The organism is Mycobacterium sp. RTGN5 (assembly GCF_033804465.1).
GTDB lineage: Bacteria > Actinomycetota > Actinomycetes > Mycobacteriales > Mycobacteriaceae > Mycobacterium.
This window is the reverse complement of record NZ_JAPZLA010000008.1, coordinates 90448-102440: the sequence shown is the minus strand read 5'-3', so window position 1 is coordinate 102440 and position 11993 is coordinate 90448. Positions and strand designations below refer to the sequence as shown.

10 protein-coding genes are annotated in these 11993 nt (G+C 66.4%); 7 read left to right on the top strand and 3 right to left on the bottom strand.

What is annotated here, in order from left to right; genetic code table 11:
* The first annotated feature begins 33 nt into the window (after positions 1-33).
* The 7 genes from SLQ31_RS27785 to SLQ31_RS27755 all read left to right on the top strand — a co-directional run bounded on the left by SLQ31_RS27785 (position 34) and on the right by SLQ31_RS27755 (position 8244).
* Positions 34-705, top strand: a complete 672-nt coding sequence (locus SLQ31_RS27785) for a sensor domain-containing protein (protein ID WP_319437407.1) — start codon at positions 34-36, stop codon at positions 703-705.
* Between the two features lie 49 nt (positions 706-754).
* Positions 755-1459 (top strand): sensor domain-containing protein, encoded by a 705-nt coding sequence (locus tag SLQ31_RS27780; protein WP_319437406.1) that lies wholly within the window; start codon positions 755-757, stop codon positions 1457-1459.
* A 92-nt stretch (positions 1460-1551) separates the two neighbouring features.
* Positions 1552-2862, top strand: a complete 1311-nt coding sequence (locus SLQ31_RS27775) for an NtaA/DmoA family FMN-dependent monooxygenase (RefSeq protein WP_319437405.1) — start codon at positions 1552-1554, stop codon at positions 2860-2862.
* Positions 2859-4247: an NtaA/DmoA family FMN-dependent monooxygenase gene (locus tag SLQ31_RS27770; RefSeq protein ID WP_319437404.1), complete on the top strand. Its 1389-nt coding sequence runs from the start codon at positions 2859-2861 to the stop codon at positions 4245-4247. Before SLQ31_RS27775 ends, SLQ31_RS27770 begins: the two co-directional genes overlap by 4 nt.
* 118 nt (positions 4248-4365) lie before the next feature.
* Complete coding sequence (locus SLQ31_RS27765; protein WP_319437403.1) at positions 4366-5904, top strand: APC family permease; 1539 nt, start codon at positions 4366-4368, stop codon at positions 5902-5904.
* A gap of 61 nt (positions 5905-5965) precedes the next feature.
* A complete protein-coding gene (locus SLQ31_RS27760; protein ID WP_319437402.1) occupies positions 5966-7012 on the top strand; it encodes a GNAT family N-acetyltransferase in 1047 nt (348 codons plus the stop codon).
* Entirely contained in the window at positions 7009-8244 is a 1236-nt protein-coding gene (locus SLQ31_RS27755) for an acyl-CoA dehydrogenase family protein (RefSeq protein WP_319437401.1), read from the top strand. The genes SLQ31_RS27760 and SLQ31_RS27755 overlap by 4 nt, the downstream gene beginning before the upstream one ends.
* A gap of 5 nt (positions 8245-8249) precedes the next feature.
* Here SLQ31_RS27755 and SLQ31_RS27750 read toward each other — a convergent pair whose 3' ends face one another.
* The 3 genes from SLQ31_RS27750 to SLQ31_RS27740 form a co-directional block, all read right to left on the bottom strand.
* Positions 8250-9611 carry an HNH endonuclease signature motif containing protein gene (locus tag SLQ31_RS27750; RefSeq protein ID WP_319437400.1) on the bottom strand — a complete coding sequence of 454 codons (1362 nt, stop codon included), beginning with the start codon at positions 9609-9611 and terminating at the stop codon, positions 8250-8252.
* 107 nt (positions 9612-9718) lie between these two features.
* The gene (locus SLQ31_RS27745) at positions 9719-11197 is read right to left on the bottom strand and encodes an FAD/NAD(P)-binding protein (protein ID WP_319437487.1); all 1479 of its coding nucleotides are present in this window, start codon (positions 11195-11197) and stop codon (positions 9719-9721) included.
* The gene (locus tag SLQ31_RS27740) at positions 11194-11961 is read right to left on the bottom strand and encodes a DUF1684 domain-containing protein (protein WP_319437399.1); all 768 of its coding nucleotides are present in this window, start codon (positions 11959-11961) and stop codon (positions 11194-11196) included. The genes SLQ31_RS27745 and SLQ31_RS27740 overlap by 4 nt, the downstream gene beginning before the upstream one ends.
* Between the last annotated feature and the right edge of the window lie 32 nt (positions 11962-11993).

Here is an 11993-nt window from a genome sequence, read left to right as displayed (position 1 = left end):
GGCGTCGTCGTGCTTGCGGGATGCACGAGCACGGTGGCCGGCACCGCCGCGCGCCGCGACCCTGTCAGCGCGGTGCGTGACCTCGCCGCGATCCTGCCGAGCAATGCCGAAGCTGGTCAGGCTGCGGGAAACCCACTGCCCGACAACGGTTTACCGTCAGTTGGCGGAATTGACGTGTTACCCAACGGGATTCGTGACAACAACGACGCCAATCCCATCGAATGCCTTGGCCCGATCACACCGTTCATGCGGGTGGTGTACGAGGGTGGCGACGTGCGGCGTGCCGCCTGGCAGGAGTTCTCGAACTTCGGCGGCGGCCAGACGGTGTCCAGTCTCGACGCCGGTGTCGTCGAGTTCGGCTCCGAAGCCGAGGCGCAACGGATGTTCGGCGGATTCGTCAGCCGATGGAAGGCCTGCGAAGGTAAGACGGTGCGCAGCGTGCTGCGCAGCCCGGCCAACACCGAGCTGTACCAGAAGATCACCGACGTGAAGGTGGACGGACCGGTGTTGTCGGCGACGGTGATCAACTCCGACAACCAGGGGGACGCGACATTTCCCACCGAGCGGGCCATCGGGTTGGCGGCCGATTGCGTTGTCGACGTGGACGTCGCGGTCACCGGTGGCACCCCGGCTGAGCAACGGGCCTCGGGCCGGGCGGTCAGCCTGGCCACAACGATGCAGGACAAGATCAACCGGGGACGCTAATCCAGGTGTTGGGGCACAGGAAACTGCCAGCTGAGGGACAATATCGTCCGTGAGCCGCCGTGCGCCTGTGTTCTGCACCGCCGTCCTGATCGGCGCGTTGCTGTCCGGATGTGTGTCGACCGTGAGCGGTACGGCGCTGCGTGGCCAGGCTGCCGGCCCCACTCCCACCAACGTGCCCAAGCTCGAGGAGTCCGACCTCGACCGGGTGCTGCTCACCGCGGGTGAGGTCAACGGCGTCATGGACGCCACCGGAATCCGGGCGACCGCGTCATCGCAGAGCATGAGCGACAACTCCGACGGGGTGTCCGACGTCGACTGTCTTGGCGCGATCTACGGTGCCGAAGAACTGGTCTACAAGGGCAGCGACTGGACGGCTGTCCGCGACGAGGTACTCCAGGAGCCCACCACCGACAATGCGCACTGGGTCGAACAGATCGCGGTGCTCTACCCGTCGGCGGACAAGGCCCAGAAGTTCGTCGAGGGGTCCCGGACGACATGGGACAAGTGCGGTGGTACGTCGATCGACATCGACAACTCCGACGTGCACTCCACCTGGAAGATCGACAAGGCCAACACAACTGGCGACATCCTCACCCAGCAGTCCAGCCAGCGCAACGCCGGCGGATGGGGCTGCCAGCACGCACTGACGTCGGCGGCCAATCTGGTGGTCGAAGCGTGGGCGTGCAGCAACTCGATCAACGACGAGGCCAAGAGCATCGCCTCGGCGATGCTCGAGCATGCGGCGAAGAAGTAGCCGCCGCGGGCGTGCTTCCCGCTGGGCGGCAATTCAATTCGGGGCGGGTTTAACCGCTGTGCCGTGACCTCGGGTGGTCCTAGGCTGCGCAGGTGTCCCGAGAAGTGCACCTCCTGACTTTCGGCAGCACGCGGTCGGCGGGCCCGTGGCGGCATCCGGAGATCGACAACAGCACCGCGGCGGTGCGTCGCCGGCTGGTCGAGCGTGCTCAGACCGCGGAGAAGGGCACCTTCGACGCGTTGTTCTTCCCCGACGGCCTCAACTTCGGCCCACGGGAAACCTGGGCGTACAAGACAACTGAGGACTTTGAGCCACTGACGGCGACGGCGGCCCTGTCGTCGGTGACCGAGCACATCGGTTTGGTCGTCACCGGGTCGGCCACGTTGGCTCATCCCTATCACCTTGCCCGCCAGTTGCTGTCGCTGGACCATCTCAGCGGTGGCCGGGCCGGGTGGAACCTGGTGACCAGCTTCGCGCACGCCGCGGCAGCCAACTTCAGCGGCAGGGGAGTGGTCGAGCACGACGCCCGCTACGAGATCGCCGACGAGGCGATCGAGGTCGTCAGGAAGCTCTGGGACGGTTGGGGATCCGAGACCATCGTCGAGGACCGTGGACGAGGAATCTTCAACGACCTCAGTGCGATTCAGGTCGCCGATCACCGGGGCCCGCACTTTCAGGTCGCGGGTCCGATCGGCGCCGCCCGGTCTGCGCAGGGTCAGCCGGTGATCTTTCAGGCCGGATCGTCGCCACGCGGACGGCAGTTCGCCGCGCGGCACGCCGAGGTCATCTTCACCGGGCAGGGCACGATCGCCGGTGCCCAGGAGTTCTACCGCAAGGTTCATGCCGAGGCCGGCCGCGCCGGGCGACCGGCCGCGCCGCTGATCACCCCGTCGCTGAGGTTCATCGTCGGCTCTACCGATGACGAGGTGCGTCGCATCGAACGGTCGGCATACGACTACTTCAGCCCGGAGTATCAGGCCGGCTGGCTGCTGGAGGTCGATGTCGACGTCGTCGGCGCCGACCTCGACGGCCCCGTGCCCGACTCGGCGTTCCCCGACACCACCGAAACGCACCAAACCGCCTTGGCCGGTTACCGTGCCCTGGCCCGCGATGGCAACCCGACCGTGCGAGAGTTCCTGTACCGCACCATCAACGGATGGGGTGCGCAGGTCATCGGCACCCCGGAGCGGATTGCCGACGAGATCGAGACATGGTTTCTGTCCCATGCCGCCGACGGTTTTGTGCTGACCGACTCCGGATTGCCGGGACAGTTCGCTGATTTCGTCGACCAGGTGGTCCCGGTGCTGCGCAAGCGCGGACTGTTCCGGCACGAGTACACCGGTACGACGTTGCGCTCGCACCTGGGCCTGCCCGTCCCGGAACGCAGGGAGCGCTCAGCATGAGCCTTCCGGCGCCGTTCGTCCTGTCGGCATTCTCGATGTCGACGGTGTCACACGGCAACTTCGGCATGTGGCGTCACCCCGACGATCGCACCGCGCAATACACGAGCCTGAACTACTGGGTGGATCTGGCGCGTCTGCTCGACGAGGGCGGATTCGACCTGTTGTTCATCGCCGACGCGGTCGGCCAGCTCGATGTGTTCGGCGGCAGTGCGGACGCCGCGCTGAGCCACGGCGTGCAGACCCCGGTCACCGACCCGTTGCTCGCGGTATCGGCGATGGCCGCGGCAACCCAGCGGCTGGGTTTCGGTATCACCGTGTCGACCACCTACGAGAGCCCCTACCTACTGGCCCGCAAGTTCAGCACGCTGGATCATCTCACCGGCGGCAGGGTCGGCTGGAACATCGTCACCTCGCTCCTGGACAGCGCCGCCCGCAACATCATCGGCCGCGAACGCCAGATTCCCCACGACGAGCGCTACGCCATCGCACAGGAGTTCCTGGACGTCACCTACAAGCTGTGGGAAGGCTCCTGGGAAGACGGGGCCGTGGTGCGCGATCGCGCCGGTGGGGTGTTCACCGATGCCGCCAAGGTGCATCCGATCGGTCATGAGGGCCGGTACTTCAGTGTGCCGGGAGCGCATCTGGTGGAGCCGTCCCCGCAGCGCACCCCGGTGCTGTTCCAGGCCGGATCATCGACCGCGGGACGAGAATTCGCGGCCCGCAACGCCGAGATCGTCTTCTTGTCGGATCCGCGGCCTGCTGTCGTGCGAGCGCGGGTGGACGACGTGCGCCGCCGGGCGGTGAGCCATGGGCGCAGCCCGGACTCGGTGCGATTCCTGAGCTCGGTCGAGATCGTCGTCGACAGCACCCAACGCGCGGCGCAGGCCAAGGCCGACGAACTTGCCCGCTATACGGATCTGGAAGGCGGTCTGGTGCTGCTCTCGGCGCTGAGCGGTGTGGATTGGTCGACCTACGGCGTCGACCGGCCGATCGAGCAGTTCGAGACCGATGCCAGCCAGTCCATCCTGGCCACGGTGGACGACTCCGACGGGCTTCGGCAGCGGATCACCTTGCGGGACTATGTCGGCGGCCTCGGCGGATTCGGCGGACCGTTGTTCGTCGGTGACGCGTCGACCGTCGCGGACGGGCTGGCTGACTTCGCTGCGGAGGCCGGGGTCGACGGCTTCAACATCGCCTACCACGTCACACCCGGCAGTTTCGCCGACGTTGCCGAGTACCTCATCCCCGAGCTGCGGCGGCGCGGATTGGCGACCGCGGACCGTGCGGACACGTTGCGGCAACGGCTGTTTCCATTCGGTTCGGCGCTGCTGCCCGACGAACACCCAGGTGCGGCACCCCGGAAAAGAATCTCGGCGATCCGATAACTGACGCCGAGCGCAACTTTCGGGCACCGTGTCAGATACGTCAACAATACGTTAAATCCCTGCGTGCCAAGCGAATGCGTGGCGGCGATGACGCACGCCGGGCGGGAAAGGCGGCACTGTGTCCACACCACAATTCGGCATCGGCGGTCGCTCACTGACCGCCGCGGAATCGACCGGACTTGAACGAGAAGCGTTGGGGCCGTGGGGTGTCTTCGCCCAGGGCCTCGCGGCGGCGGCGCCGAGCGTCGCCGTGGCCGTGGTGCCCTACTCGTTGTTCGTCGCCGCGGGGAAGGGCGCCTCCTGGGCGGTGATCGTCGGCCTGGCGCTCACCATCCTCATCGCCACGACCATCAGCTTCCAGGCCAAGCGCACGGTGTCGTCGGGCTCGCTGGGCACGTACACGGGTAACGGTCTGGGCCCCGGGTTCGCCTATGCGGCCGGCTTCAGTCTCTTGCTGGGCTACATCGGTTTCGCGATCACCGGAACGCTCGGCGGGGTGCTGTATCTCGACTCGTTCCTGGAGTCCATCGGATTGGGTTCGCAGGCAACATGGTTCCGCCTGCTGCTGGTGATCGTCGTGGTGGCCGCCGCGACCTACCTGCCCTTCCGGGGGGTGGCCATCGCCGCCAAGTACGAGCTGGCCTTCGAGGTGGTCGCGATCGCCTCGATCCTGGTGATCATCGTCGCCTCCTACGTCACCTACGGCTTCCACATCGACACCGAGCAGTTCAGCCTCACCCACCTGGGGTCGAGCGCGACGTTCATCGCCGCTGTCACGGCGGTCGGGTCCTACGCGGGCTTCGAGAGTGTGGCCTCGCTCGGCGCGGAAGCCAAGAACGCGCACCAGAACATCGCGCGCTCACTGCTGCGGGTCGTGCTGCTGATCGGCGTGATCTACATCTTCGCCACGTACCCGCAGATCCTGCATTTCGGTGACATCAATGGTGACAAGGCGGTGCTGCCGCAGCTCGCCGACGTGACCGGGGTGTCGTGGGTCAATTACATCGTGAGTGCGGCGGTGGCCATCGCGTTCATCGTGTTCGTCACTGCGGTCACCACCGCGGCGGCCCGCTCACTGTTCACCTTTGCTCACGAGGGTGCGCTGCCGAGCGCGCTGACGAAGGTGCATGCCAAGTACCGGACCCCCTGGGTCGGTATCGCGCTGGTCGGTGCGCTGGCGTTCGTGTTCTCGGTGACGGCCACCTTCAGTTCGGTGGGCCGGCTGGTGTTCGATGTCTACGGTGGTTATGTCGCCAACTGGGGATTCCTTGTCAGCTACCTGCTCGTGGTCATTGCCACTCCGATCTGGCTGCGAAAGATCAAGGCACTCACCACCACTCGGTTGGTCATCTCGGTTGCGGCCGCGCTCGGCATTGGCTACGTGATCTTCTCCAACTTCTTCCCGGTGCCTGAATTCCCCTTCAACATCCTGCCGTTCGTGTTCTTCGGGCTGCTGTTCGTGGGCCTGCTCTGGTACTGGTACCTGCGTGCGACCCGCCCCGAGGTGGCGGCGCGGCTCGGCAGCATCCAGACCCTGTCGGAGGCTGAACAGCAGCGGCTCGTCGAGGAGGGGATCCTCGACGTGCTCAGCCATGACGAGCCCCAAACGGACGAGGACAAGGACAGGGACAAGGACAAGGAGGTGGTGGCGCCGTGAGCCGGATTCGGCGCCTCGTGTCGTCACTGCGCGCGGGCTTCCTGCGGGCGAGCACACCGACGTGGATCAGCGAGACGACGCTGCTGGGGATCTCGGTCCCGTCACCGAGGAGCTTCCGATGACACTGCTCGACGTCACGGTGACCGGCAACTGGTCGGTGGCACCGGTCAGCACCGCCGACCATCCGCTGATCGCCGACTTCCTGGCCACCACGCATGGGCTCAGCGGGCGCAAGTTCGCCGCCGACTCCCGCGATATCGCCGAGCAGCTGGCGTCGGTATTCGAGGCGACGGTGCTCCGCGACGCGCTCGGACGAGTCCGCGGTTACACCGCCGTGCACCGGCCGCACGGTGCGGAGCCGGAAATCAGCGGCGACTTCGTCATCGATCCCGATGTCGGGTCCGACATCATCGACGACGTCGTGCGCACCGCGGTGCACCGGTTCGAGCGGGAAGCTGCGAACATCCCCGGCGCGTATTTTCGGGTGATCATCGGCGCCAATCAGCCGGTGGTCATCGACGCGCTCAAGCGGCGCGGTGCGGTGCGCGAGGCCGAGTTCATTCGCACCCGCAAACCATTGCACGGGGAGAACCGCGGTGCGCTGGAACATGTTGGCGCTGCGGGTATCACGGTGATCGGCTGGCCCGAGGTCATCAGTAGGGGATTGGGCGAGCAGGTCCGCAGGCTCCAGCACAGCACCTTTCTGGAGCATTTCGGCAACATGTCGAAGAGCCCGGAGGACTGGGAGCACCACATCGCCAGCCGGGCATTCACGCCCGACTTCAGCATCGCCGCGCTCGACGAGGCGGCCGACGTGGTCGGCTATGTGCTGGGCTCGACGTTCATCACCGGGGTGGCCGGAGCGCAGGAACTGAGCGCACATACCGACTACATCGGAGTGCGCCCGGACCTTCGGCGGCACGGCATCGGCGAGGTGCTGCTGCAGAAGATCTGGCTGGCCGCGCTGCGGCGCGGGCTGACCGTCGCCTCACTGGGTACCGATATCAACAACCGCAGCAAGGCGCACCTGCTGTACCGCCGCCTCGGATATGTGGCGGTCGAGGAGCAGTACTCCTACCGCATCGAGAGTCCAGGACCCCGACAATGAGCGCGACACTCACGTATCTGGCGGATCCGACCGCCTCCGACGACGGCCTGTTCTCGGTATTCCGGCCCGTGTTCGACAAGATCGCGCAAGGCAACCTCGAGCGGGAACGGGAGCGGGTGTTCCCGCATGAGCAGGTCCGCTGGCTGGCCGACGTCGACTTCGGTACGGTGCGAATTCCGGCCATTCATGGCGGTTTCGGTGCCTCGCTGGAGCAGACCTTCGCGCTGTTGGCCGAGCTGGCCGAGGCGGACCCCAATGTCGCGCACATCTGGCGCAACCACCTGGCGTTCGTCGAAGACCGGCTCAACGCACCGCAATCGGACACCAACGACACCTGGATCAAGCGGTTCCTCGCCGGTGAATTCGTCGGTGGCGGCTGGACCGAAGCCAACAATGTGACCCTGGCCAATCTGACCTCCACGATCACCGCCGAAGACGACCACTGGTCGGTCAGCGGCGCGAAATACTATGCGACCGGCAGTCTTTACGCCGACTGGCTCGACGTGCTGGGTCGCGGTGATGACGGCCAGCTGGTGACAGCGCTGGTGCGCCGCGACGACCCGGGAGTGACACTCGTCGACGACTGGGACGGGTTCGGCCAGCGCACCACGGCCAGCGGTACCGCCCGCTACGAACGGGCGCGTGCCGAGTCCGGAAATGTCTTCCCGGCCACCGAACGGTTCGCCTACCAGGCGCACTTCTATCAGACCGCCATGCACTCGGTGCTGACAGGCATCACCAAAGCCGCACTGCGCGACGGCTCGAGCGCCCTGGCCGAACGAATCCGCAACTACCCGCAGGGATTGACGGCCGTTCCGTCGTTCGATCCGCAACTGCTTCAGGTGGTCGGTGAGGTCTCGGCCGATGTGTTCGCCGCGGAAGCGGCGCTGGCGCGGAGCACCGCAACGCTGGACCGCATCGTGTCGGGCCGGCTGGCCGGTGACGAGGCGGGTGCGCGGCGGCTGCTGATCGACGCGGAGGTCGCCGTCGACCAAGCCCAACTGGTGATCATCGCGGCAGCGTTGTCGGCCACGACGCGGATCTTCGATGCGCTCGGCGCATCCGGGGTGTCCGAACGGCGTGGGCTGGACCGGCATTGGAAGAATGCGCGAACGCTGGCCTCGCACAATCCGCGGGTCTACAAGGCGCGCATCCTCGGCGACTGGCTGATCAACCGCATCGACCCGGTCGCCGATCTGGCATCGATCGGCCGTGGGGGACAGGGCAACTAGCCGGGTTAGGCCGCGCCTGCATCGTCGGCCGGCGGATCGCTGTCGTTCTCCAGCAGCCGCTCTGGGTGGTGGTAGTCGTTGACTCCGCCCTTGAGCATGGGTAGTCCTGGTGGTGGGATCCATTGGGTTTGGCCGCCTGCCAGGATGCGGGTGTCCCAGCCGCCGGTTTCGACGAGTTGGTTGTCGGGCGGGCAGGCCAGGGTGAGGTCGTTGATGTCGGTGTTGCCGCCGTTTTTCCAGTCTTTTGCGGCGTGGTGGACAACGGAGTGGTAGCCGGGGGCGTCGCAGCCGGGCCGGGTGCAGCCACGATCCTTGGCGTGCAGGATGATTCGCTGGTCGGCAGAAGCGATGCGTTTGGTGCGGCCTAGCCACAACGCCCGCCCCGTCACGCCGTCGAAGAGCGCCAAGTAGTGATACGCGTGGGCGCCCACGCGGATGACGTCCGAGATCGGGACCACGGCGCCGCTGGCGGTGATCCCGTAGCCGGTTTTGTTCTGGATGTCTTGCAGGGTGGCCGTCACGATCACCGTCACGGGTAAGCCGTTGTGCTGACCGAACTTCGGGTCCCCGAGCTGTCCGCGCACCAAGGCTTTGAGGGCATCATGCTGGCGCTGCCCGCAGCTGCGCAGATCCCGCTCTTTGACCTCATCGGAGGGGTTGACGGTCGGATGGTCGTCGGCCGGGTTGCACATGCCGGGGGCGGCGAATTTCGCGAACCACGCGTCGAGCTCTGAGCGCAACTCCGGGTCGGCGATGAGCTTGCCGACGCTCATGCCATCGACCTGTTGCCCGCCGCACCACACGAACCCCCGCTTGCGGGCGCGGTCGTCGTCCGAGAACGTGCCATCGGGATTGAGATGCAGCGCCAACCGGTAGGCGACCTTCGCCAACTGATCCGGACGCAGATTCACCGCATGCCCCGCCAGCGAGCGTTCAGCCTTCTCCACCTCGGCCGACGGCACATGGTCGGGCAGGTCGTGGAAGAACTTTTGGATCACCCGCAGGTGCTCGCGATCAAGCTGGCCGTCGTGCCACGCCTGAGACGTTGCGGGCAACAGAGGCGGCAGCGGATCCCCGGTCAACGTGGTCCGCGGTGCCAACTGTTCGGCGTCGCGAATCCGGCGTCGTGCTTCGGGGGGACTGATCCGCAACACATCGGCCAAAGCAATCCCCACCGGTGGACACCCCTCGAATTGCTCCAACCGGGCGACCCCGGCGTGAGAGATCGCCGTCAGGCGTCGCTGGGCTGTTTCCAGCCGCTCCAATACCGCGAACCGCTTCGGTGCGGGCAGGGTCTCGAGATCGACCGCGCCGATGGATGCGACGACTTCGTCGAGCGCGTCCAGTAGGCCATCAATCGAACTCATGTTCGAAAGTCTATGCCGTCGCACCGACAAAAATGGACCCAAACTCAAATCTGGGGATGAACCCGAATCTGTGGAAAACCCCTGTACCACTGCGCTGCTCGGCGTTGTCAGATCATGTATTCCAGCTGTAGCTGGCTCTCCTGCTCGGCGCGTGCCCCACCCAGCACCGTCTCGGCCACGCGCCTGGCTTGCACACGCAATTCGGGTACGGCGATCGTTTCCCAGTAGGTACCCCGCAATAGCGGTCCCAACGCGAGAAGCCACGGTGAGCGTTCACCGGAACGGGTCAACACCGTGTGGTCGGTATCGATGTGGACACCGAGATCGGTCAGGTCTGGCGCGATCGAGCCCTCGCGCAGCAGATTCTGCAGCAGCACCGACCGGGTCGCCGTGAATCTCGTCGACGGACCGGTGGCGTTGATCACCAGATCGCCCTGCACCGACTGGCCATCGGCCAGTTCGACACGAATCCGGGCCGCCGACGGCTCGAGCTTGACGATCGAGCCGGCATGCACCCGAAGCTGGCCGGTGAGTTGGGAACTGGTGATCTGCGCACGGAGCTCCGGAGCGATGCGATGCCGAAAGACATTCCAGCGGGCGGCATGTTCACGGGCGAACGTCAGGCGGTCCTCGAGGCTGAATCCCGACCAGATCTGCTGTGTGTAACCCCGGAGTTTGTCGACGATGATGGCGGGATTCGCGTTGCGCTCGTGCAGGATTGCGCAGTGCTCCTCGACGAGGGCCACCAAACGTTCAAGCCCGAGTGCGGCGAGGTCGACATCGGCAGGCGGAAATTCCGGGTATTCGATCCCGCGGAAATGTGCGTGCGGAAACCAGCCGTGGCGGGATATCGCGTGAATGGTGCCCAGCCAGCCCAGCGCGCGCAGGGTAATGATGGCGTCGACCGCCGTCAGGCCGGTTCCGAGAAGCACCACAGTCCCATCGTGGTCCGGCAGCCGTTGTTCCCATGCCTGCCACGGGTTCGCCACCCAGGCCGGATGGTCGGTCAGCTCCGCTGCGCCGGGCAACGGCGCGGGTGGCTCATTTCCGGTGGCCAGCACCACCCGGTCGGCGTCGATAGCCGTTCCGTCCGCCAATCGCACGCGGCAACCTCGTCCCGCCGATTCGATGTCGACGACCACACCGTTGACCAACTGCGACGAGGCAAGGGCGCCTTCTCCCGGGCTTTGCAGATGGTGTTGCGCGATGGAACGCAGGTAGTCGCCGTAGATCTCGCGCGCGACGAAGCGCTCGCGCAATTCGATCTCGGGGCTCAGTTCGAACTCCGAGCGGGTGCGAAGCCAGTCCAGGAAGTGGTTCGGTTCGTGGGGGAACGCCGACATGTTGCGCGCGGCCACGTTGAGCAGATACTCCGGTCGCCGCACCGCGTAGGCGACCCCGCGCCCCACCGGGCCCCGGTCGTTGACCACGGTGATGTGCAACGGGTATTCGGTCAGCCTGGCGATGTTGACGGCCGTCATCGTGCCACTGAACCCGCCGCCGACGACGACGACGCGGGCCGGGCGGTCCCGTCGTGTCGGCGGATGCGGAGTTCCCGGGGCAGACCCCGGCTGAGGGCCGTTCAGCGGGGGTTCTTTTCCCCGGCCTCGACGGCCACGGACAGCCGGTTCTCCGCCGGCGCAACCGGGCATGTCGCGTAATCGGTGAAGGCGCAGGGCAAGTTCGACGCCCGGTTGAAGTCGAGGGTCACCGTGCCGTCGGCGTCGGGCTCGTCGACGCCGAGCCCCCTGGCCGCCGGATACGTCGTCACTCCGCTGGTGGCGTCGGTGAAGAGCACATGCAGGCTGCCGTCGGGGCGGCCGAACGCGACCAGACGCAAAGCGGCACCGGCCAGTTCGAAGTCGATGACACCGACCGCGGTGTGGTGGTGTTCGAGCCCATCGACGACGGCGCCCGTCGTGATGACCTCCGGCTGCGGATGCGCGGTGAATCTGCCGGGCACCCGCCACCGTACGTCCGGTGCGTAGGCGGGAATGCCCTGATACGCCGACAGGTGGGGCGATTCCGGGTCGTGTACGCGCAACGCGACCGAACCCGTCCGGCGGATAACCTCGATACGCCGATCGCCTGCCTCGACGAGCACTCCCGGTGCGCCCTCGACCGGACGCAGCACCTCGGTCCCGTCGGTCCCGTCGACGTAGGCGGCATCGGCGTCGGCTCGCCACTGACCCGGGAGGTCGGCAATGGACGTGAATTCGTCGGTGAGCCAGTACAAGCCCGTGAGGCTGACCCAGCCGAGCGGATCGCGGTAGTAGCGCTCGCGCTCCCGGTGCCACTCGTTCCAGGCGTCTTCGAACGTCGCGGGTGTGGTGTCTTCGACTGTGGTCATGGTGCTCCGCTCCGATACTGTGCGCCGACCGC